Origin of the sequence: Lacibacter sp. H407 (genome assembly GCF_037892605.1) — a bacterium.
Classification (GTDB): domain Bacteria; phylum Bacteroidota; class Bacteroidia; order Chitinophagales; family Chitinophagaceae; genus Lacibacter.
The window spans coordinates 2,235,898-2,258,327 of sequence record NZ_JBBKTU010000001.1 but is presented as its reverse complement, the minus strand read 5'-3'; the positions used below and the strand labels follow the sequence as shown (position 1 = coordinate 2,258,327).

Below are 22,430 nucleotides of genomic sequence, written 5' to 3'. Positions count from 1 at the left end.
GGCTTGCAGCTTTCTCATATGGTCATGGCTCCGACAGCTTCTTTGCAGAACTGTGAAGGTTCTTATAAATTTTCAAACATGTCCTTTGTCATCTCAGGTAATTCATAGTCGTGTTTCCAACCCCAATCCCTTCTTGCAACACTGTCATCAATGCTTTGTGGCCAGCTGTTGGCGATCTGCTGACGGTAATCGGGTTTGTAGGTCATTTCAAAACCCGGACGATGTTTCACCACTTCTGCAGCAATTTCCTTCGGCGAAAAACTCATCGAAGAAATATTGTAGGAATGGCGAATAGAGATCTTCTCTGCCGGTGCTTCCATCAACTCAATAGTTGCACGGATAGCATCGGGCATATACATCATTGGCAGGTAAGTATCTTCCTGTAAAAAGCATTCGTATTTATTTTCTTCTAATGCTTCATGAAAAATTTCCACCGCATAATCGGTGGTGCCGCCGCCGGGAGCCGATTTATAAGAGATCAAACCGGGATAACGCAGACTTCTTACATCAACCCCATAGCGTTGAAAATAATAGTTGCACCAAAACTCTCCTGCATATTTGCTGATGCCGTAAACAGTTGTTGGCTCAATAATGGTTTGTTGCGGACAATTTTGTTTGGGTGATGTTGGACCGAATACCGCAATGGAGCTTGGCCAATAAACCTTGTGCAGTTTTTCTTCACGTGCTATGTCCAATACATTCAATAAACCTGTCATGTTGAGATTCCATGCGAGGTTGGGATTTTTTTCACCAGTTGCCGAAAGAATTGCCGCCAGCAAATAGATCTGTGTGATGTTTTGACGGATGACCTGCACATGCAGCATCTCTTTGTTCATGACATCAAGACTTACGTAAGGACCTGTGCCTTCAAGCAAAGGATTTTGCTCACGCAGATCCGAAGCGATCACATTTGCATTACCATACAGTTTACGCAGTGCCAATGTTAACTCAACACCTATCTGACCGGAAGCGCCAATCACTAATATTTTTTCTTTTACCATAGCAATAATCAATTGAGTGCCAAAATTAGGTGGAAAAACAAATAGACGAACATTCATTCGTTTGCGCAATTGTCTGAATCATGGTTTGGATAGATTAAACTGATTTGCCTGATTAAAATATACCGAGTTGCTAACTGCCTTACAAATCAGCCATCCTAAATCATCCATCAGAGATCATCCGTACTTCGTACCTCCTACTTCTAACTTCCCACTTCCCATTATCTTTGCCGCATGGAACAATTTCTGAAAGACCTGTTTGCCAACCAATCGTACGACGAAAAAAACTTTTTCCTCATTGCCGGACCATGTGTAGTTGAAAGTGAAGAACTGGTGATGGAAGTAGCAGATAAAGTGTCAACTATTTGCAAAGAGTTGGGCATTCCTTATGTGTTCAAAGCATCTTACAGAAAAGCCAACAGAACAAGTGCCGCTTCGTTCACGGGCTTAGGCGATGATACAGGTTTGAGTTTGATTGATAAAGTAAGAAAGAAATATAACCTCCCCGCAACATCAGATATTCATGCACATGAAGAAGCTGCAATGGCTTCTCCTTATATTGATATTTTACAGATACCTGCATTTCTTTGCCGCCAAACCGATCTGTTGGAAGCGGCTGCAGAAACAGGAAAAATAGTGAACGTAAAAAAAGGTCAGTTCCTGAGTGGACCTTCGATGAAGTTTGCAGTTGAGAAGATCCGCAAAGCAGGCAATAATAATATCATGCTTACTGAAAGAGGAAACACATTTGGTTATACTGATCTGGTGGTTGACTACCGCAACATTACCTGGATGAAAGAATTGAATGTTCCGGTGATCATGGATTGCACACATTCATTGCAGCAACCCAACCAAACAACCGGCGTTACCGGAGGTAATCCTCAACTCATCGGCACTATTGCCAAAGCCGCCATTGCAACAGGTGTTGATGGATTGTTTATTGAAACACACCCCAACCCTGCAGTAGCAAAAAGCGATGGCGCAAATATGTTACAGCTAGATAAACTGAAAGGTTTACTGGAGCAATTAGTGAAGCTCAGAAAAGCAATTTAATTTTTGTTGCCGTTCTCATTTTCAGCTTTTATTTAACAATAAGTTTCACGAACTTTAAAGAGCATCAAAAGCTCTTTATATGAAAAAAACTTTACTCATCATTACAGGCTCCTGCCTGTACCTTACATCATTTGCACAATTAGAATTGGGATTTGGTTACAGCAATCAAACGCCGCTCGGCAATATGGCTGAAAACATAAGTCCGGCACATGGCTTTAACTTCCAGGTGGGGTACCGACTCCCGTTTGCAGGAAAACAATTTGTGGCTTCGTTTGAAACAGGAAACGGCCGTTACGGCAAACAAAAAGTAACACAGAGCTTTCAGAATGAAGATATGAGCACCGCCGCTGAGTACCCGGTGAACTATATCAACTTCGCCAGCTTTAATCATCTCAATTTGCGGTATGAGCTCGTGAAGAATAAAAACATTACGCCGTATGTACAAATGTTGGGCGGACGTCAATCCTTAGGCACCAGAGTACGCATTAATGTGTATGATGAAAATAATCGTGACGATTGTGCACCACTTGAAAATGAAGTAACCTATCGCAAAGGCACAATGGTATGGGGCTACGGTGCAGGCTTGTTAATGAAGCTTGGCACACGCAGTAAATGCAGTCAACAAAGTGGCACATCATTGAACCTTTCTGTTACACGCATCCACGGTGGACGAATTGATTATGTAAATGTAAAGCAGCTGGAAGAACCCATTGCAACACAACCTGCACCCGACGATAGTAAACCGTTGACGATGCAATTTGTAAATATCAATACCAACCGCATTCACAACCATACAGTGGCACGGCTTTATAACAGTCCATTGCAACAACTGCAAGTGAAGTTGGGCCTTCTTTTTGACTTATAATTTTCTCGTCGGAATAAAAAAATTGAGGCTCTTATGCAAGAGCCTCTTTTTTGTGGGGGATGGATAAACTTGCGTCTTCATCAGGATGCAACGACAAAGGTTTCCTGTAACGCATGGGCATTACATGGACAGACAGGAATGATTCATATGCAACTATGAAACGCTTTACAGTGTGTGGGATTGGGGCTCAGAGGATGCAAGAATTAAAAACGAACCGGATGTTGTAACAGGAGGTTAGAAGCCTTCGCTTGAGTTGTTCTTTAAATGTAAGAAAAATAATAATAAATGAAATAAAATTTCTATACCTGGCTGGGAAGTATCCCGAATTCCTTTCTGAACGCCAGTGAAAAGTTACTGAGGTTGGTATAGCCCAGTTGTGTACCCACTTCTTTTACATTGTATTGGCCGGTGAGCAACATTGAGCGTGCTTTTTGCATACGGTTCTTCTGGAAATATTCATAAATACCCGTGCCGTACACCCGCTTATAGGCAGATTTTAGTTTTGATACACTCATGCCGGTTCGTGCTGCTAACGATACTATGGTAGGGGGAGGTTTGCTGAAATCGCTTACCAGCAACGATTCAATTTCCATCAACTTACTCATATCCGTTGCCTTGATCTTGCGGGGAGGTACATCGGTTTCCTGCTGCATTTTCCGGTAGATCTTCGACAGGAAATGTTCTAACAGCAACATGATACGGTTCTTAACGATCATTGTATGCAACGGGTTTCCCTGTTCGGGTTGAAACACCTCATCAAACAAAATTCTGTTTTGCGCATCAAAAGGCTCAGGATGCGTTAACGTATTACGTAGCGAATTGTAACGTGACAGTACCTGCAACTCGTTATACTTATTGAGATTTTCATTGATCCATTTGCCGGGCAGCAAAATGTTTATGCTCTTTGCTTTTGTATTGGCCTTTACCGTAATACTTATATCATTTGCACTGGAACTCATGGCCACTCCTGCCCTTCTTACACTTTTGTCGAACAGTTGTTTCCCGTTTCGTATAAAATGAAGGGGGTCGCTTATCTCAACATCATTAAAATGAAGAATACAGAAATAATCATCCGTTTTTTCCCGTTTATAAGTAACATCTGTTTTGTATCGGATATCAGACAGCAATGCTTCTAATCCATTGGGAAGCTCCACTACCTGTAAATATCCATCGCCTGCAGTTGAAGGCAAATACAGATATCCATCTTTCACATCAACATTCAATTGTTGCGAAATACTTTGCAATACTGCTGAATAGCTGGTATGTTTTAACTGTAACGTGATCACAGAAAAAAATTAAATACGTGTATACAGTTTTCAGTTCGCACTAAACTCAGATGGTTCCTGCTTCATGTACTTTCTGAACGCTGTGGTAAAATTGCTCATGTTACTGTAACCAATAATGCCTGCTACCTGCTTTACCGAATACTTACCGGTTGCCAGCAATTCGCCGGCACGTTCCATACGTTTTTGTTGGTAGTATTCGTAAATAGGCACACCAAAAACAGATTTAAAAATCTTTTTCAGTTTGGTAGAACTCATGGTTGCTTTGCGGGAAAGTTCTTCGATGGATCTGGGTTTGTGCGAAAAATTTTCAACCAGCAATTTTTCAATTTCCAGTACGGTATAGATATCATCGGGTTTGATATTACTTTGTACATCGGCCAGTGAAACACGTGAATGGATGCGTGTAAAAAAACGCTCCATCAACAACTGCACCCTGTTTTCAATATAGAGATGAGGAAAGGCGGCATCCGGTTCTTCATCCATGATCTCACGCATCAGTTTATAATAGACCGCATCCAGCGGTTCCATTGTAAAACTGCGGCTTTTCAATGCAATGTAAGCCGGCAGTATATCATCAAAGATTTCAATGCCCATTAACTTACCCAGCCATTCTTTCGGAATTAAAATATTAACGCCTTTAAAATGTGTACCCTTGGTACCATGATAGTACCAATCGAACAGGGAACTGGTAAGGTAGGCAACAGCAATGGTTTCTTTTTTCTTTTCCACCACATCTGTATCAATGCCAATGCTGATCTCCTTTTCAACCGTTAATTCATCAAATCGAAGCGTGTAATATTCTTCCTTGTCGCCTTTACGTTTCAAAAACCAATCCGTGTTGATCCGGCAATTCACAATATTTACATCCAGTCCGTTTGATAATTGCAATACTCTGTAATATCCACTTGCAATTTCTTCAGGAAAAAATAACCAGTTGTCCTTGAGTTTTACCTGCAGTTGTGCCGCAAGATCCCTGATCATATCGCTGTAACTGGAATGTATATACTCAAATGAGAACATGATCGGCTTACTCCCTCAAATTAAACAAAGGAAATCGCAAATACAATGATCCTGGTTATTTTAATAACGTAAGGGATTTCGTTTTCTGAACCAAATGTATTGGCGGATGTTCATCCAGAAAGCAACAAAGAAATAGATGATCAGAGGTGACCCCATGGTGAGGAAGGAGATATAGATAAAGTATTTACGGATGGTACTTGTAGCAATCCCCATGCGTTCGCCCAGCCAGCTGCAAACCCCAAACACATTCCACTCAATAAGATGACGTAAACGACCCATGCTTTTCATTTATACTGTGAAATTACTTTATTATACAATTCTTTCGCCCACTTGGTTCAAAAAGTTCCTGATAAATCGGTAAATTCGCACCCCAATCAATTACAGAATTGCAACTGCGGCTTACAGACCAGCCAACTATCAACCGGGCACCCCTTTAATCTGCAGTGAATATTTCGAAAAATCTTAAATTCTTACACATGGCATTTGATTTAGACCTCATCAAAAAATTGTATAGTGAAATGCCTGCCAAAGTGGATGCTGCCCGTAACGCACTGGGCCGCCCGTTAACATTGGCAGAAAAAATATTGTTCTCCCATTTGTGGAAGGGAGTAGATGTACAGGATTTCGAGCGTGGAAAAGCGTATGTTGATTTTGCACCCGATCGTGTGGCAATGCAGGATGCAACAGCTCAAATGGCCTTGCTGCAGTTTGACACAACGGGGCGTAAAAAAGTAGCAGTTCCTTCAACTGTGCATTGCGATCACCTGATCGTTGCAAAAACAGAAGGGAAAGAAGACCTGGTAAAAGCTGTCACTGATAATGAAGAGGTGTACAACTTCCTTTCATCGATCTCAAATAAATATGGCATTGGATTCTGGAAACCGGGTGCCGGTATCATACACCAGGTAGTTTTGGAAAACTATGCATTCCCGGGTGGTATGATGATTGGTACCGATAGCCATACGGTAAATGCCGGTGGTTTGGGTATGGTGGCGATTGGTGTAGGTGGTGCTGATGCTTGTGATGTTATGGCCGGCCTTAGCTGGGAATTGTTGATGCCGAAATTGATCGGCGTTAAGTTAACCGGCAAACTTAATGGCTGGACAGCTCCAAAAGATGTAATTCTGAAAGTGGCTGGTATCTTAACTGTAAAAGGTGGTACGAATGCAATTGTTGAATATTTTGGAGAAGGTGCAACAAGCATGAGCTGTACTGGTAAAGGAACCATTTGTAATATGGGTGCTGAAATTGGCGCTACCACTTCAACATTCGGTTACGATGAAAGCATGAGCCGTTACCTGAAAGCAACCGGTCGTGCAGAAGTTGCTGATGCAGCAGATAAAATCAAGGATTATTTAACAGGCGATGCTGATGTATATGCAAACCCTGAAAAATATTTCGATAAAGTAATTGAGATCAACCTCAGTGAATTGGAACCGCACTTGAACGGGCCTTTCACTCCGGATTTAGCAACACCAATTTCTCAAATGAAAGAAGCTGCTGCTAAAAACGGATGGCCTACAAAAATTGAAGTGGGTTTAATTGGCAGCTGTACCAACTCTTCTTACGAAGACATCAGCCGTGCAGTAAGTCTTGCAGAACAGGTAAGTGATAAAGGATTGAAGTTGAAATCTGAATTCACGATCACTCCAGGTAGCGAGCTCGTTCGTTATACCATTGAGCGTGATGGTTACTTAGGTGTGTTTGAAAAAATTGGTGCGACTGTATTTGCAAATGCATGCGGACCTTGTATTGGTATGTGGGACAGGGTTGGTGCTGAAAAAGCAGAACGCAATACCATCGTTCATTCATTCAATAGAAACTTTGCAAAACGTGCTGACGGCAATCCAAACACATTGGCGTTTGTTGCAAGTCCTGAATTGGTAACGGCATTGGCAATTGCAGGTGATCTTACATTTAACCCGCTTACTGATACATTAACCAATGATAAAGGTGAGCAGGTAAAACTCGATCCTCCAAGTGGTGATGAATTGCCAACTAAAGGATTTGCGGTTGAAGATGCCGGTTACCAGGCTCCTGCTGAAGATGGAAGCACTGTTGTATTAGATGTGAAATCAGATAGCAAACGTCTGCAATTATTATATCCGTTCTCTGCATGGGAAGGTGTTGATATCAAAGGATTGAAACTCCTCATCAAAGCAAAAGGGAAATGTACTACTGATCATATTTCAATGGCAGGCCCATGGTTGAAATTCCGTGGACACTTAGATAATATCAGTAACAACCTGTTGATTGGTGCTACCAATTTCTTCAATGAAAAAACTGATAGCGTAAAAAATCAGTTGACCAGCGAATACGGTACGGTACCAAATACACAACGTGCTTACAAAGCAGCCGGTGTTGGATCAATTGTAGTGGGTGATGAAAACTATGGTGAAGGTTCAAGTCGTGAACATGCAGCAATGGAGCCTCGTCATTTGGGTGTACGTGTGGTATTGGTGAAATCATTTGCACGTATTCACGAAACAAACCTGAAGAAGCAAGGTATGTTGGCGTTGACTTTTGCGAACAAAGAAGATTACGATAAGATCCTTGAAGATGACAGCATTGATGTGATAGGTTTAACTTCATTCACTCCTGGAGTGCCATTAGAGTTGGTATTGAATCATGCTGATGGAAGCAGTGAAACCATTACTGTTAACCACAGCTACAATGCGCAGCAGATCGAATGGTTTAAAGCAGGTGGTGCGTTGAACGTAATCAGAGCAGAATTTGCAAAAGGATAATCATTGATTCCGGCCGGAGCGCTTAAAGCGACCTGAACGATAATAAAATTAAATCCCCCGTTTTGAAACGGGGGATTTTTTATCTGAACAACTTTAATAAAAAGCGATGTCTCAATTTGTAACTAAAGAAGATTTTATGCGTGAAGCTATCCGGCTTTCCATTGACAACGTTGAGAGCGGAAAAGGCGGTCCTTTTGCAGCTGTGATTGTAAAAGATGGTAAGATCATAGCAAGTGGTGTAAATGAAGTTACCAGCAGTAAAGATCCTACTGCTCATGCTGAAGTAGTAGCTATCCGAAAGGCATGTTCAACATTACATTCCTTTCAATTAGATGGATGTGAAATTTATTGCAGTTGCGAACCCTGCCCCATGTGCCTCGGTGCCATCTATTGGGCACGGGCTGCAAAAATTTATTTTGCCAACACAAAAGAAGATGCAGCATCTGCTGACTTTGATGATAAATTTATTTATGATGAGATCGACCTTTCACATACCGGAAGAAAACTTACCACTCAACAATTGTTACGTGAAGAAGCATTGATTGCATTTGAGAAATGGAAAACAAGTCCGTTAAAGATGAAATATTGAAGCTATAAAAGCAATGAGCAACTTTATTGGAGAATGAGTGATGAGCAAAAGATGGTTTCGATATCAACCACCCGCCGAAAATGGACAAAATAATTTTCGAGGTAATAAAACGTCCATGAATTTAAACACCTAACAAAAAGGTAAACCCATTAATTGAGGATATGTTTTTGTTCGATCGGGAAAAATGGATTTTCTCTTCCAGCCAACAACGATAATACAATCACCGCCAGCACAATGATCATGGTAATTTCAAGATAAGTGTGCAACACCGTTTCACTGATAATTGCTTTTGAACTTCGTTGCAACAAGCTACCCTCTGTTGCCTGTATGGTATTCAGTTGATTCAACGCCAACTGGGCATTAATAAAACTTGCCTCCATTACTTTAGTTTGTAACTCCACCTCTTTATCTTCAGCAAGTTGGTATGCTGCCATACTTTGTAACAACTTATTCCAATGTTGTTTTTCGGCTGCGGTAAGGTAGGTTGCTTCGTATGCCTTTACAAGTTTTGCTATTGAGAGATCATGTTGCTGTAATTGTTGCTTCAGGTCAGTTGCAGGAATTCGTTCATCCATATGCAGCAATTGTTTCTGATACAGGTGATCGCTGATCTGAAACAGATAACCGGCAGGCATCAATCGATCGTTATAGATCGATGACATGTTTCTATCAAGCTTATCATAATCCTTGCTGTTAAAAAACATGTTCAAAAGAATTACTGCCAGCACAACAAACAGCGCTACGGCTGCTTTCTTTTTTTCTTTCAGTGATACGATCCATTTCATAGTCACACTTTTATTTATTTGCAAGCAATCAACTTCTTCAATTTACGAATAAAAGTCCGCAAAGCCGGTTTCAGGCAAACTGATCGCAGTAATTATTTCTGCTATTTGTCATCACCACCTGGTCTGGTATTGCAGCCGTTCATCCAATCATCATCGATAAACTTATTCTATCCCTAACTTTAAGTATTAAATTCTTCAGCATGAGACTCCTTCTTCTTTTAGCAGTTGCCGTTTCGGCACAATGCAGCTTTGCACAGCAAACACAAAAGCCGGTTCTACACGGCAAAAACTGGATGGCTATTACAGGTAAACCGTTAGCTGCAACTGCCGGCAGTATGGTGTTTCAGAAAGGTGGCAATGCAGTTGATGCTGCATGCGCTATGTTGGCGGCCACATGTACCATGTGGGATGTGCTGAGTTGGGGAGGCGAAACGCAGGCACTTATTTACAATCCAAAAACCGGAAAAGTAATTGGCATCAATGCATTGGGTGTTGCACCAACGGGCGCTACTGCAGAATTTTATAAAAGCAAAGGTTATAATTTCCCGCCGGAGTATGGGCCGTTAGCAGCGGTTACGCCAGGCACACCAGGTGGCATCTGTCATATGTTGGCGAATTACGGTACCATGAGTTTGAAAGAAGTGTTGGCGCCTGCAATGGAGTTAGCGGCAGGTTATCCCATTGAAGCGCAAACTGCCAACAGCATGGAGCGTGGAAAAGAACGCATCAAACAATGGCCGTACAGTAAAAAAGTTTTTCTTCCACATCTTGGTGAAAAACGGGAAGCACCTGAAGCGGGTGAAATTTTTGTTCAAAAAGATCTGTTGGAAACGCTTACCAAAATGGTACAGGCGGAGCAAGACGCATTAAAAAAAGGCAAGAGCAGAAAAGAAGCGATAATGGCGGCGTATGATCGGTTTTACAAAGGTGATATTGCCAAAGAATTTGTGCGTGGTTGCCAGGAACAAGGCGGTTTAATTACAATGAATGATCTGGCCAACTGGAAGCCGCTTGAAGAAGAACCCATGCACGTTAATTACAAAGGCATTGAAGTTTATAAACTGCAGCAATGGACGCAAGGACCGATGTTATTACAGAGTTTAAACATCCTTGAGAATTTTGATTTGAAGAGCATGGGTTATAACAGTGCAAAATATATTCATACTGTTTACCAAACCATGAATATGACATTTGCCGACCGTGATTTTTATTATGGCGACCCTGCCTTTCCTCCTGCTGAGCCAATGCAAGGTTTGTTAAGTAAAGAATATGCAAAATACAGAGCAAAGCAAATTTCAATGGAACGGAATATGCCAAACATTGGTCCGGGCGATCCATATCCGTTTGAAGGAAAAACAAATCCATTTATGGATGTGTTGAAGAAACGTGGATTCAATATGGATACAACATCAATACAAACACGAAATTTTGCCCCTGCACATGATGTCCGAAATGAAGCTGTGGCCGCTGCCGATGCTGAATACATGGACCGTTTATGGAGAGGAACAACTACAGTTGAAGCAGCCGATGCAGAAGGCTGGGTTGTTTCCATTACGCCGTCGGGTGGATGGTTGCCGGCAACCATTGCTGGTAATACAGGTGTAGGTATGAGTCAGCGTGGACAAAGTTTTGTACTTGATCCTGCACTCAATCCATTCAATGTAATTGAACCAGGCAAACGCCCCAGAGTAACATTAACTCCAACCATGGCATTGAAAGATGGAAAGCCGTATTTATCATTTGCTGTACAGGGAGGCGATACGCAGGATCAAAATTTATTGCAGTTCTTTTTAAACATCGTTGAATTTGGCATGAACGTGCAGGAAGCATGTGAAGCAGCAAACATTAACAGCAACCAACTTTGGTTATCACTAGGTGGAAGTAAAACAGAAGACCGAAAACCGAAACCCGGACATTTGTTATTACATACCAATACTTCCGAATGGGTGAGAAAAGAACTACGAAAAATGGGTTATACACTCTTTTTTGAGGACAGAACAAGTGGCCCAATCAATGCGATTTGGTTTGATTGGAAACACAAAAGTTTTTGGGGTGGCAGCAGTAATCATGGAGAAGACTATGGCATTGGTTGGTAAATAAAACAAATGCACGCATATCTTATTCCTTTGATAAAACAGTTTGAACAGGAAGCAAATCCTGTTCATGCGCAGGGTATGAAAGCATATATGCTAAACCAATTTGACTTTTATGGTTTAAAAGCTCCTGTTTGGCGAAAACTCAGCAAAGAATATTTTAAACAGTCGTTACCAGCGTTTGAAAGACTTCAAGCAATCATTAAAGACTGTTGGCAACATCCCAAACGGGAGATGCAATATGTTGCAATAGAATTACTGGCCTGCTATCAAAAAGAATGGAAGAAAGAAACGATTGATATGATCGAATACATCCTTACACACAAAAGCTGGTGGGAAACAGTTGATCACGCAGCCAGTTCTTTAACCGGACCTTATTTTCAAAAATTTCCGGAGCAACAAGTAAAGATCACAACCAAGTGGAACAAGAGTAAGAATATCTGGTTACAACGCAGCAGTATTATGTTTCAGAAAGCGTATAAAGAACAAACTGATACAGCCCTACTTTCAAAACACATTCTTCAGCTAAAAAAATCAAAGGAGTTTTTTATTCAGAAGGCCATTGGTTGGGCATTACGTGAATATTCCAAAACCGCTGCAACATGGGTACAGGCATTTGTAAAAAAACATTCCCTTTCACCGTTAAGTGAAAGGGAAGCATTGAAAAGAATAATTATCTAAAACTTATTGTTTGCTGAACTGTGTATAGTACCGCTTACCCGTTTGCGGTTGATACAATTCCATAAAGTAAGAACCTGTTTGCAGTGTTTTAATATTCACAGTTGGGTTTGCTGCTGATACATTTGTTACTTGCACCATACGTCCTTCTGTACTATACATTCTGCAAACAAACATGCCATTGCTTACCGGCAGATTAATGCGTAACGATTCACTGCTTGGATTAGGGAATACTTTAACGGTTACATTTTGCTCGCTTCCTAACCGTATTTTTCTAACATCGCTGTAAGTAATCACTTTATCGTTATTGATCACTTTGATCCTGTATGATGGTTCAATATCCCGTGCTGTAATTTTATCCTTGAATTCGTATTGAACAGCCTCGGTGCCCTCTTTGCCCATTACTAATCCGACGGTTTTAAATTCGCCGTTCCCGTCTTTACGTTGCACTTCGAAGTAATCTACCAATTGATTGTACTCAGATTTCCATTGTACCAAAACGTGATTGTCTTTATCCTGTACATTAGCTTCAATTGCTTTACCAGCAAGAATACCGTTAATTGGGGTAATAAATTTCACCGTGGAGTCCTTTTCAATAGTTACTGGGTTCACATTTGAACCATTGCAGTTACTTAAGTCAAAAGGTTGGTAAGCGTTTTCAGGATTTGCGTTTCGTATCAACACAATCGCTATATCCTTATGATTATCTTTTAATGTCTCACTATGACCACTCAATCCTTGTGCAATAAACTCGTCGGTATCAAACCCATAACCCGGTTGATTTAACTTGTAATAGGATATGTCTGCAATGTTTACCAACGTAAAATAAAAGTCAACCATCAATCGGTACGTATGTGGAGGGACCGGCCATATTTCTGTACAACTACTGGTTGATCTTTGAAAAAAACGCATTTGCATTGTTTTTGTTCCACCTGTCGCAACGGGTGCGTCTCTTGTTTGGTTTGTACTACCCCCTTTGATCCCCACTCCTAAAACAGAACCATTGCCAGGGTCAGGACCTATGTATAAAAATGGATTAGGTCCTGAATCCGCTCCAAACGTCGGAGCTAAAAAACTAGCATCGTTCAATGACGAAGATTGATTGCCATTATTATAAAAGTAGCTTTTATAACCAGCGAATGAAACTTTTGGAGAATGGTATTGCAATCCAATGCATATACCTACAATTTCAAAGTTGGTAATAGTTGCTGTATTATTTCTGATCGCTAATCGCACCACAACACGATTATTGGCGTTGTCATAAAAAGCATTTGCTAAAATATCAGCTTGTTGTCCGTAAGATGTGTTTTGCAGGATTGTTGTAACAACCAGCAACAAGAGTAACTTTCTAATCATATAGAATAGTTTAAATTGTTAACTGGTTTCCGTAGGTGAGGGAGATTAAAGGTGCGGTTTTTTCAAGGAAGTTGTAGGGCAAAAGTAGCATCCATTCTGCAAGAAAGCAACTTTAATCATAACTATTTTATGAATCAGGCATACGTAAATCTACGACAGCAGCGCATTTCAGCCTACTACATCAAACCAAACTTTTGTTTCATCGTTCCAGGTTCCGTTGTAATTGATCGTCACCTCTTCACCTGCTGCAATGGGCCAAACGGTTTTTACAAACATCTGCTCAGTTTCAAAATCCATGTAATACTCTGCATTGCTCTGGTAAGAATGGTTGTACACCGAAATCCAGCCAAGCGCCATCGCACATTGATCATTATCATCGCCCCACACAAAAATATAATCGTGCAGTCGGGTTTGGTCGATCAGTTTGCGCTCTTCGCCCGTCATCACGATCACCGGTGCTGTTTCCAGCAACGTGCCTGCTTCCAATGCCTCATTCGTAAACACAGCCCGGCCTTTCTGTTCTGTTTCTGCAATAAATAAACAAGGTAAACGCATCATGAAGTTTTTAATGGAGAAGTGCTCTTTCAGTCAAAGAAACTAACTTTAGCCAAATTGCAGAAATCAAGCATCTATCTTACAAAAAACAGTTGAATTATGAGTCTTGAACTGGAACAGGAAGTATCATTAAAGGAGCAGTTTGAAGCCTTAATGGTACGTGAAGATAAATTGGAAATCCAGGAGTTCCTCAATAACCAGAACATCAGCGATGTGGCCGAACTGGTGTACGAATTTCCCGATTATGAAAGCCAGATGCTGGCCAATATGAGCGTACACAGGGCGGTGAGTGTGTTTAAAATCCTTGATCTGCCTACTCAAAAACAGATCATTAAAGAACTGCCGCCTTTCAAAACAGCCGAGCTGTTGAATGAGCTCCCTGCGGATGATCGTACATCCTTCCTCGAAGAATTACCAAGTAGTGTTGTACGTGAGCTAATCAAATTGCTGAACCCAGAAGAACGGAAGATCACCCTGTCGCTTCTGGGTTATCCTGAAAACAGTATGGGCCGTTTGATGACGCCGGATTATGTGTATATCTATCCGCACAATACTGTTGTTGAAGTATTTGATACCATCCGTAAATATGGGAAAGACAGTGAAACCATCAACGTTCTGTACATCATTAATGAAAAAGGTGAATTGATCGATGACATCCGCATCCGTGATATTATTCTGGCTGCACCTGATAAACGGGTGGAAGAACTAATTGATGGACGCTTCATTGCACTCAATGTTTTTGACGATCAGGAAACTGCTAACGAAGCGTTTAAAATGAATAACCGGGATGCACTGCCGGTGGTAAGTAATACCAATAAGCTATTGGGCATTGTTACCATTGATGACGTATTGTGGGTAGCCAATGAAGAGTTTAGTGAAGACATGCAGAAAATGGGAGGTACCGCCGCACTCGATGAACCTTATATTGAGATCCCGATCTTCAAATTATTTCAGAAACGGGTGGTATGGCTCATCATATTGTTTTTTGGAGAGCTGCTCACTATTTCGGCTATGCAGGGCTACCAGGACGAAATTGCGAAAGTGGTAATACTTGCGACATTTATTCCCCTCATTATTTCCAGCGGTGGAAACAGCGGATCGCAAACATCTACCCTCATTATACAAGCCATGGCATTGGGTGAAATCAGCATTGCTGATTGGTGGCGCATCATGAAGCGTGAAATTGCATCCGGTTTATTACTGGGAACATCACTTTGCATCATTGCATTGACTATGATCTTTATCTGGAGCTCTTTCAGTACAACATTTGGCGATCATTCACTGCGGATTGGTTTAACGGTAGGCTGCTCACTTATTGGTATTGTGCTGTGGGGCACTTTAATGGGCTCTATGTTACCATTGTTGCTGAAGAAGTTCGGAGCAGATCCTGCCACTTCTTCTACCCCTTTTGTAGCAACATTAGTAGATGTAACAGGGCTCTTGATCTATTTTTCAATGGCATACCTGTTTTTGAATGGCGTGTTGTTGTAAAAATTGAACTTGCTTAATTACGTTTTATGGATACCAAAGATTATGATCAATTGTTCTCGATTGAAAACGAACATCTCAGCAAACTGCACAGTATTGTAAAACAAACAATGAAAGATGAAGAACTCATCATCAACAACCTGATGCATCCGCCCGAAGAAAATCTTACAGCCGGACAAAGTTTATCGGATAAAATCGCCCGGTTCGGAGGCAGCTGGATGTTCATCATTCTGTTTTTTGTGGTACTGATCAGCTGGATCGTGCTAAACAGTTTGTTGCCGGCGGGCGAAACGTTTGACCCTTATCCTTTTATTCTGATGAATCTTGTGTTATCCTGCATTGCAGCTTTGCAGGCACCCATTATTATGATGAGCCAAAACCGGCAGGAAGAAAAAGACAGGCAACGGGCTCAAAACGATTATCTCATCAACCTGAAAGCTGAACTGGAGATTCGTAGTCTTCACCAAAAATTCGACCTGGTGATCGAAGAACAATTAAAAACGTTGTTTGAAATTCAGCAGCAACAGTTAGAGTTGTTGAAGCAGATCCATTCCTCAACTCAAAAGCAGGAATAACCGCTTGTCCGTTCATCTAAAATAAATTCATCACCACGCAATTTGCTTATTTTTGACCGATGGAAGTAAACCATGCGTTAATTGATAAACTCAGCTTGCTGGCCCGCCTTGAAATTAAGCCGGATGAAAAAGACAAGCTGCGGGATGATCTGCAACAGATGATCGGTTTTATTGAAAAGCTGCAGGAACTCGACACAACAGGCATTGAACCGCTCATGCATTTAACAGAAGAGATCAATGTGCTTCGGCCCGATGAAGTAAAAGGTTCTGTTTCAAGAGAAGAAGCATTACAAAATGCACAACTCAAAAACAACAGCTTCTTTATGGTACCAAAAGTGATCAAAAAATAATTCTATATTCAACATTATGCAATCTGTTATTCACCTCGAACAACTCCGTAAAAGTTATTATCTCGGCAAGCAGGAATTACCGGTGCTAAAAGGCATTGACCTTGACATTCAAAAAAATGAATTTGTGGCGTTGATGGGCCCATCGGGTTCCGGTAAAAGTACCTTGATGAATATCCTCGGATGTTTAGATACATTGAGCGATGGTAAATATGTATTGAATGGAAATGATGTGAGCCAAATGAACGATAATGAACTGGCCGAGATCAGAAACCAGGAGATCGGGTTTGTGTTTCAACAATTCAACCTCCTGCCACGCTTATCTGCATTGGAAAATGTGGCGTTGCCATTGATCTATGCAGGGGTACCCAAAAAAGAACGTACAGAACGTGCATTGGAAATGTTAGAGAAAGTAAATCTCGCTGATCGATCGCATCACAAACCAAATGAATTAAGTGGTGGACAAATTCAACGTGTGGCCATTGCCCGTGCGTTGGTGAATAATCCTTCTATTATTCTTGCCGATGAACCAACGGGTAATCTTGATTCAAAAACATCGGTTGAAATTATGGGGCTTATTACAGATATTCACAAGCTTGGCAATACCGTTGTACTTGTTACACACGAAGAAGATATTGCACATTATGCCAAACGTGTTGTGCGTTTGCGTGATGGACTGGTTGAAACGGATATGTTGCAAGAGCAATTGGTTGCCCGGTAAGAATCTTTTTTTGAAATGAAAATGTGGAGAGTTTTTAACTCTCCTTTTTTATTTACAACCTTTTGGAGTCTACTTTTGTTAACAGCAGAATTGAAATAACTATATGGCATCAAAAATATATACCAAAACAGGTGACCTTGGCAAAACAAGTTTAATTGGCGGAACCAAAGTGCCCAAAAGTCATATACGTATTGAAACCTATGGCACTGTTGACGAGTTGAATTCTTACATTGGTCTTGTTACCGATCATGTAAGCGACATTCATACAAAAGCTGTTTTGAAGGAAATACAAGATCGTTTGTTTACCATTGGTTCGTCTCTTGCATGTGATCCGGAGAAAGAACCGAAGATGAAAATTCCTGATCTCAAAGAAAAAGATGTGGCCTTGCTTGAAAAGGAAATGGATAAAATGAATGACGCTATTCCGCCTATGAAATTCTTTGTTTTACCGGGCGGACATGTTTCTGTAAGTACAATGCACGTAGCCCGTTGTGTATGCCGCCGCTGCGAACGTTTATGCGTACACATGCAACAGGAAGAAATGTTTGTTGAACCGCTTGTGATCAAATACATTAATCGCCTTAGTGATTATTTATTTGTACTTGCCCGTTATACCGGTCATCAATTGGGTGTAGAAGAAATCCCGTGGAAGCCGAGAGTTTGAAGAAAAGTGGAAAGTGAAAAGTTGAAAGTACAAAGTAGCGACGCTACCATCATCAATAACTAAAGTGCTCCGAAGAAGTTGTACTTCTTACCTCGTTCTTCTTAATTCGTAGCTCCAACAACTATTCTCCCATCTTTCATATGCACAGTTCTGTCGCACTGAGCAGCTAACTCTTCGTTATGCGTTACAATTAAAAACGTTTGATTGAATTGTTTACGCAAATCAAAAAACAGTTGGTGTAACTCACGGGCATGCGTACTGTCTAAATTGCCGGTTGGCTCATCGGCCATGATAATGTCAGGGTTGTTGATCAAAGCACGTGCTACTGCCACCCGTTGCTGCTCTCCGCCCGAAAGTTCCGAGGGTTTGTTTTCCACGCGGCTTTCAAGGCCCAGCATTTTCAACAATTCTTTTGCCCGTTCTTCCACTTCTTTCTTTTTGCGGTTGCCCAGCCATCCGGGAATACAAACATTTTCCAAAGCTGTAAACTCCGGCAATAAATGATGAAACTGGAAAACAAAGCCAATATGTTTGTTTCGGAACGATGCCAGTTGATTTCCTTTCAACTGGTTCATTTGCACATTATTCAGCCAAACCTGTCCCCCATCCGCTTCATCCAATGTGCCGAGGATGTGCAGCAAAGTGCTTTTGCCGGCGCCGCTGCTGCCTACAAGACTCACAATTTCGCCTTTTTCAATCTGCAAATCCACGCCCTTCAACACTTCCAGGCTGCCATAACGTTTGGTGATCTGTTTACAACTTAGCATAGTTTGTTCTCCGTTTTACAAACCTAAGGCTTTGCATTTTGATGCAGCAGCGCCAAAAGCTAAAAATCTGAAAAACAGTTTATTCACAGCCTTAACAAAGCAGATTTGGTTATTTCCGCAGGAAAGTTACTTTTGCGGAAAATTAAAGGGTTTTCCTTATGTTCTGGACACTTGAATTAGCCTCGTACCTCGAAGATGCTCCCTGGCCTGCTACCAAGGACGAACTGATCGATTATTCTATTCGCAGTGGTGCTCCCATTGAAGTAGTGGAGAATTTACAGGAACTGGACGACGAGGGCGAAATTTATGAAAGCATTGATGACATCTGGCCGGATTACCCGAGCCAGGAAGATTTCTTTTTTAATGAAGATGAGTATTAAGAAGCTGTGAGCTACGAGCTTTTAGCTGTGAGTGAAATACATTGAACCCTGCCTTCAACGGCGGGGTTTGTTTTTAACCCTGAGCGAAGTCGAAGGAGTTTCATTCGAATCGAGCGCAGTCGAGGTACGTATGTTGAAACCCGTTTCTCAAACCGTCAATTCAATCCTGTTTTTCTCCGGATCAAGAATTACACTTTCGTAATATCCATCGCCCGTAGTTCTCGGGCCATCCAACACTTCAAATCCATCGTTTCGAAATTGTGCTGTCATCTCGTCTACTTTTTCTTTGCTCCCCAGCGATATAGCAAAATGAATCAACCCGGTAAACTGATCATACACATCATCTTTCGAATCAGGAACAGAAGGCATCTGCATCAACTCCAATCGTGGACCACCATCGAACGAAAGAAAATACGATCGAAATTGTTTTGTGTTGTTGAGGTATTGATCATTTGCAGTTGCATGAAAGTACTTGCAAAAGAATGCTTTCATTGCTTCGATATCTTTCACCCAAATTGCAATGTGCTCAATGTGCATATTTACTTTTTAAACGAGATCTTAAAATATAAAAGTACAAGTGATAATAAAAAGATGAACCCATTGCACAATACTACAGGCAGCAGCAATGGTTCATTGAAAAAACCGTAGACCAACCAAACCAATGTACTGCTCGAAACAATCAGAATGGTGTAAATACTGAGGTCGCCTACACTTTTGCTTCGCCATGCTTTGTACACTTGCGGCACAAACGTAATACTGCTTAGAAACGATCCAAAAAGACCAACAACCTCTACCCAAAATGGTGTCATGAAATTTGGTTTAAACATTAAAAAGTTGACAGGATACCCATCAACTTTTCAAACTGTAAATTTTATAGTAGAGAGATGAACAGGAACACATCGTGCCTCGCACATCAAACATCGTACTTCATACCTGGCTTACTTTTCCATCTGCTCAATCACTTCAGCCGTTACACCGGTAAAGCTGAATCCTCCATCGTGGAAAAGATTTTGCATGGTTACCATCCGGGTAAGATCGCTGAACATCACTGCCACATAATTTGCACAATCTTCACTGCTGGCATTTCCCAACGGACTCATCTTTTCTGCATAATTAATAAAGCCATCAAATCCTTTTACACCACTGCCGGCTGTTGTACGTGTTGGTGATTGTGAAATAGTGTTTACACGTACTTTCTTTTTTACTGCATAATGATAACCGAAGCTGCGTGTTACACTTTCCAGTAATGATTTTGCATCCGCCATTTCATTGTAATCGGGGAATACACGTTGTGCAGCAATATAAGTGAGTGCTACTACGCTACCCCATTCATTGATCGCATCGAGATCCCAGGCGGTGCGTAATACACGGTGCAAACTCATCGCAGAAATATCAAGAGTTTTGGTATTCCACTCGTAATTGAGTTCAGTATAATGTTTGCCTTTCCGCACATTCAGGCTCATACCAATTGAATGCAGCACAAAATCAACCTTTCCACCAAAATGCTCCATTGATTTTTCAAACAGATTTTTCAGATCATCCATATTGGTTACATCGGCACCAATAACGGGAGCGTTACCACAAGCTTCAGCCAGCTTATTGATCTCGCCCATACGCAAGGCAACCGGCGCATTGGTCAATACGATCTGTGCTCCTTCTTCATAACATTTCAACGCCGTTTTCCAGGCAATTGATTTTTCATCTAATGCACCGAAGATGATGCCCTTTTTTCCTTTCAGTAATTGATGACTCATATCGTTGATTTGTGTCAAAAGTAAGGAAGATGAGGGAAATCACATCAGCCGTAAAGTTTAGCAGTAACGGAAGGATGTTGCAAAAGGAAAGTTCGATATTTTTACAACCAATCATAAAATTTCGAACAAACGTGAATCATCAACTGGCAGAACAAACCCGATCGGCTTTTCTTCAACGCTTTTCAAAAGAACCTTCACTCTATTTTTCACCGGGTCGTATTAATTTATTGGGTGAACACGTTGATTACAATGATGGTTTTGTATTGCCTGCAGCCATTGACAAAGGCGTGTATTATGCCATTGCAACAAACGGCACAAGTGATTGTAATTTTTTCAGTATTGATTTTAATGAAGCGTACAGTACAGCAATATCATCATTAACCCCTGCAGGCGAATGGAAAAATTATGTATTGAGTGTTGTGAAGCAATTTGTACAAGCAGGAAAACAAATTCACGGATTTGATTGTGTGCTGGCGGGCGATATTCCACGTGGCTCCGGCATCTCTTCATCAGCAGCAGTGGAAGGAGGATTGGCCTTTGCATTAAACGAATTGTTTGATGCTGGCTACAACCGAAAAGAACTGGCCTTGCTTTGCCAACGTGCCGAACATGATTTCCCCAATGTAAAATGCGGCATTATGGATCAGTTTGCCAATATGCATGGAAAAAAAGATGCGGTTATTTTACTCGATTGCCAATCGCTGGAACATCAACATTTTCCTTTGCAATTGGATGGATATTCAATTGTACTCATCAATACAAAAGTGCATCATTCACTTGCATCATCTGCTTACAACCGTCGCAGGCAGGAATGTGAAGAAGGGCTGCTACTGATGCAGAGCGATAGCCCTGTGCGTTCGTTTCGTGATGTAACAAAGTGGGAAGATCTGATCGCTTATGAACCAACCATGGGCGAAGAAGTATTCAACCGTTGTTTGTTTGTGGTGCAGGAGATTGCACGTACACAGGAAGCGGCCAAATTATTGCAGCAACATGATCTGCCTGGCTTTGGCAAACTGATGTTTCAAACACATGAAGGCTTAAGCAAATTATACGAAGTGAGTTGTACCGAACTTGATTTTTTGGTGGAACTGGCAAAAGCCAATAACAATGTTCTGGGTGCAAGAATGATGGGTGGAGGTTTTGGCGGATGCACGATCAACATTATAGCGAATAATACAGTGCAGCCGTTTATTGACGAAGCTCTTGCTGCGTACAAAGAAAAATTCGGAATTGATGCAGAAGCTTACGTCGTGCAAACATCAGACGGAACAAACAAGATCAGTTAAAGCATTGCGGATAACGATGCATTGATACAACAACTTCTTATCACTATTTTTTATTCTAATAATATTACGAAATGGAGATTCTACAATCCGACGACGGAAAAAAAGGAGCATTTTACATTGAAGAAAACGGCGAACGACTTGCTGAGATGACGTATGTGTGGGCGGGCGATGCTAAATTCATTATTGACCACACCGAAGTAAGCGACAAGCTTGCAGGGAAAGGCGCAGGCAAACAATTAGTGGCAAAAGCTGTTGAGTTTGCAAGAGAGAAGGGATTGAAAATTATGCCGCTGTGCCCCTTTGCAAACAGTGTGTTCAAAAAAGTAGCGGAGTACAGCGATGTACTTTGACCTTAATCATCAACAACCTCATTAAAACAAACAGCCATCATTGATCAATGATGGCTGTTTGTTTATTCAC

General features: G+C 41.3%; 25 protein-coding genes. 14 read left to right on the top strand and 11 right to left on the bottom strand.

Annotated features, from left to right (window positions below; genetic code table 11):
- Positions 1–62: 62 nt before the first annotated feature.
- Complete coding sequence (locus WG989_RS09775; RefSeq protein WP_340429067.1) at positions 63–1,001, bottom strand: L-threonine 3-dehydrogenase; 939 nt, start codon at positions 999–1,001, stop codon at positions 63–65.
- A gap of 231 nt (positions 1,002–1,232) precedes the next feature.
- On the opposite strand from WG989_RS09775, the gene kdsA reads away from it, so the two are divergent.
- Positions 1,233–2,051, top strand: coding sequence for a 3-deoxy-8-phosphooctulonate synthase (gene kdsA, locus WG989_RS09770; RefSeq protein WP_324228230.1), 819 nt, complete (start codon positions 1,233–1,235; stop codon positions 2,049–2,051).
- Positions 2,052–2,130: 79 nt separating this feature from the next.
- Complete coding sequence (locus WG989_RS09765) at positions 2,131–2,916, top strand: hypothetical protein (protein WP_340429064.1); 786 nt, start codon at positions 2,131–2,133, stop codon at positions 2,914–2,916.
- A 299-nt stretch (positions 2,917–3,215) separates the two neighbouring features.
- Here WG989_RS09765 and WG989_RS09760 read toward each other — a convergent pair whose 3' ends face one another.
- From WG989_RS09760 to WG989_RS09750, 3 genes are all read right to left on the bottom strand, one after another.
- Positions 3,216–4,202 (bottom strand): helix-turn-helix transcriptional regulator, encoded by a 987-nt coding sequence (locus WG989_RS09760; RefSeq protein ID WP_340429063.1) that lies wholly within the window; start codon positions 4,200–4,202, stop codon positions 3,216–3,218.
- A gap of 30 nt (positions 4,203–4,232) precedes the next feature.
- Positions 4,233–5,183 (bottom strand): helix-turn-helix domain-containing protein, encoded by a 951-nt coding sequence (locus WG989_RS09755; protein ID WP_340429062.1) that lies wholly within the window; start codon positions 5,181–5,183, stop codon positions 4,233–4,235.
- Positions 5,184–5,282: 99 nt separating this feature from the next.
- Positions 5,283–5,501: a PspC family transcriptional regulator gene (locus WG989_RS09750; protein ID WP_340429060.1), complete on the bottom strand. Its 219-nt coding sequence runs from the start codon at positions 5,499–5,501 to the stop codon at positions 5,283–5,285.
- Between the two features lie 197 nt (positions 5,502–5,698).
- On the opposite strand from WG989_RS09750, the gene WG989_RS09745 reads away from it, so the two are divergent.
- Both WG989_RS09745 and WG989_RS09740 read left to right on the top strand, forming a co-directional pair.
- The gene (locus WG989_RS09745) at positions 5,699–7,969 is read left to right on the top strand and encodes an aconitate hydratase (protein WP_340429058.1); all 2,271 of its coding nucleotides are present in this window, start codon (positions 5,699–5,701) and stop codon (positions 7,967–7,969) included.
- Positions 7,970–8,075: 106 nt separating this feature from the next.
- Entirely contained in the window at positions 8,076–8,558 is a 483-nt protein-coding gene (locus tag WG989_RS09740; protein WP_340429057.1) for a nucleoside deaminase, read from the top strand.
- Between the two features lie 149 nt (positions 8,559–8,707).
- On the opposite strand, the gene WG989_RS09735 is transcribed toward WG989_RS09740, so the two are convergent.
- The gene (locus tag WG989_RS09735) at positions 8,708–9,343 is read right to left on the bottom strand and encodes an MCP four helix bundle domain-containing protein (protein ID WP_340429056.1); all 636 of its coding nucleotides are present in this window, start codon (positions 9,341–9,343) and stop codon (positions 8,708–8,710) included.
- 200 nt (positions 9,344–9,543) lie between these two features.
- Between WG989_RS09735 and WG989_RS09730 the strand changes: the two genes are divergently transcribed.
- Both WG989_RS09730 and WG989_RS09725 read left to right on the top strand, forming a co-directional pair.
- Positions 9,544–11,439 carry a gamma-glutamyltransferase family protein gene (locus WG989_RS09730; protein WP_340429054.1) on the top strand — a complete coding sequence of 632 codons (1,896 nt, stop codon included), beginning with the start codon at positions 9,544–9,546 and terminating at the stop codon, positions 11,437–11,439.
- Between the two features lie 9 nt (positions 11,440–11,448).
- Complete coding sequence (locus tag WG989_RS09725) at positions 11,449–12,117, top strand: DNA alkylation repair protein (RefSeq protein WP_340429052.1); 669 nt, start codon at positions 11,449–11,451, stop codon at positions 12,115–12,117.
- Positions 12,118–12,120: 3 nt separating this feature from the next.
- On the opposite strand, the gene WG989_RS09720 is transcribed toward WG989_RS09725, so the two are convergent.
- Both WG989_RS09720 and WG989_RS09715 read right to left on the bottom strand, forming a co-directional pair.
- The gene (locus WG989_RS09720) at positions 12,121–13,470 is read right to left on the bottom strand and encodes a T9SS type A sorting domain-containing protein (RefSeq protein WP_340429050.1); all 1,350 of its coding nucleotides are present in this window, start codon (positions 13,468–13,470) and stop codon (positions 12,121–12,123) included.
- Between the two features lie 168 nt (positions 13,471–13,638).
- Positions 13,639–14,025, bottom strand: coding sequence for an SET domain-containing protein (locus tag WG989_RS09715; protein ID WP_340429048.1), 387 nt, complete (start codon positions 14,023–14,025; stop codon positions 13,639–13,641).
- Between the two features lie 99 nt (positions 14,026–14,124).
- Here WG989_RS09715 and mgtE point away from each other — a divergent pair, with 99 nt between their 5' ends.
- The 5 genes from mgtE (at position 14,125) to WG989_RS09690 (ending at position 17,820) form a co-directional block, all read left to right on the top strand.
- A complete protein-coding gene (mgtE, locus tag WG989_RS09710; RefSeq protein ID WP_340429047.1) occupies positions 14,125–15,516 on the top strand; it encodes a magnesium transporter in 1,392 nt (463 codons plus the stop codon).
- A 26-nt stretch (positions 15,517–15,542) separates the two neighbouring features.
- Positions 15,543–16,088, top strand: coding sequence for a DUF1003 domain-containing protein (locus tag WG989_RS09705; RefSeq protein ID WP_340429045.1), 546 nt, complete (start codon positions 15,543–15,545; stop codon positions 16,086–16,088).
- Between the two features lie 59 nt (positions 16,089–16,147).
- A complete protein-coding gene (gene gatC / locus WG989_RS09700; protein ID WP_340429043.1) occupies positions 16,148–16,438 on the top strand; it encodes an Asp-tRNA(Asn)/Glu-tRNA(Gln) amidotransferase subunit GatC in 291 nt (96 codons plus the stop codon).
- A gap of 16 nt (positions 16,439–16,454) precedes the next feature.
- Positions 16,455–17,156 (top strand): ABC transporter ATP-binding protein, encoded by a 702-nt coding sequence (locus WG989_RS09695; RefSeq protein ID WP_340429041.1) that lies wholly within the window; start codon positions 16,455–16,457, stop codon positions 17,154–17,156.
- A gap of 103 nt (positions 17,157–17,259) precedes the next feature.
- Positions 17,260–17,820, top strand: coding sequence for a cob(I)yrinic acid a,c-diamide adenosyltransferase (locus tag WG989_RS09690; RefSeq protein WP_340429039.1), 561 nt, complete (start codon positions 17,260–17,262; stop codon positions 17,818–17,820).
- A 101-nt stretch (positions 17,821–17,921) separates the two neighbouring features.
- On the opposite strand, the gene WG989_RS09685 is transcribed toward WG989_RS09690, so the two are convergent.
- Complete coding sequence (locus WG989_RS09685) at positions 17,922–18,587, bottom strand: ABC transporter ATP-binding protein (RefSeq protein ID WP_340429038.1); 666 nt, start codon at positions 18,585–18,587, stop codon at positions 17,922–17,924.
- A 158-nt stretch (positions 18,588–18,745) separates the two neighbouring features.
- On the opposite strand from WG989_RS09685, the gene WG989_RS09680 reads away from it, so the two are divergent.
- Entirely contained in the window at positions 18,746–18,967 is a 222-nt protein-coding gene (locus WG989_RS09680) for a DUF2795 domain-containing protein (RefSeq protein WP_129130154.1), read from the top strand.
- A 147-nt stretch (positions 18,968–19,114) separates the two neighbouring features.
- Here WG989_RS09680 and WG989_RS09675 read toward each other — a convergent pair whose 3' ends face one another.
- The 3 genes from WG989_RS09675 to WG989_RS09665 all read right to left on the bottom strand — a co-directional run bounded on the left by WG989_RS09675 (position 19,115) and on the right by WG989_RS09665 (position 20,721).
- Complete coding sequence (locus WG989_RS09675; protein ID WP_340429035.1) at positions 19,115–19,504, bottom strand: VOC family protein; 390 nt, start codon at positions 19,502–19,504, stop codon at positions 19,115–19,117.
- 2 nt (positions 19,505–19,506) lie between these two features.
- Positions 19,507–19,776 carry an SWEET family sugar transporter gene (locus WG989_RS09670; RefSeq protein WP_340429033.1) on the bottom strand — a complete coding sequence of 90 codons (270 nt, stop codon included), beginning with the start codon at positions 19,774–19,776 and terminating at the stop codon, positions 19,507–19,509.
- 129 nt (positions 19,777–19,905) lie between these two features.
- Positions 19,906–20,721: an enoyl-ACP reductase FabI gene (locus WG989_RS09665; RefSeq protein ID WP_340429031.1), complete on the bottom strand. Its 816-nt coding sequence runs from the start codon at positions 20,719–20,721 to the stop codon at positions 19,906–19,908.
- Between the two features lie 131 nt (positions 20,722–20,852).
- Between WG989_RS09665 and galK the strand changes: the two genes are divergently transcribed.
- Positions 20,853–22,010 carry a galactokinase gene (gene galK, locus WG989_RS09660; protein ID WP_340429029.1) on the top strand — a complete coding sequence of 386 codons (1,158 nt, stop codon included), beginning with the start codon at positions 20,853–20,855 and terminating at the stop codon, positions 22,008–22,010.
- Between the two features lie 71 nt (positions 22,011–22,081).
- Positions 22,082–22,360, top strand: coding sequence for a GNAT family N-acetyltransferase (locus tag WG989_RS09655; protein WP_340429027.1), 279 nt, complete (start codon positions 22,082–22,084; stop codon positions 22,358–22,360).
- Positions 22,361–22,430 lie beyond the last annotated feature (70 nt).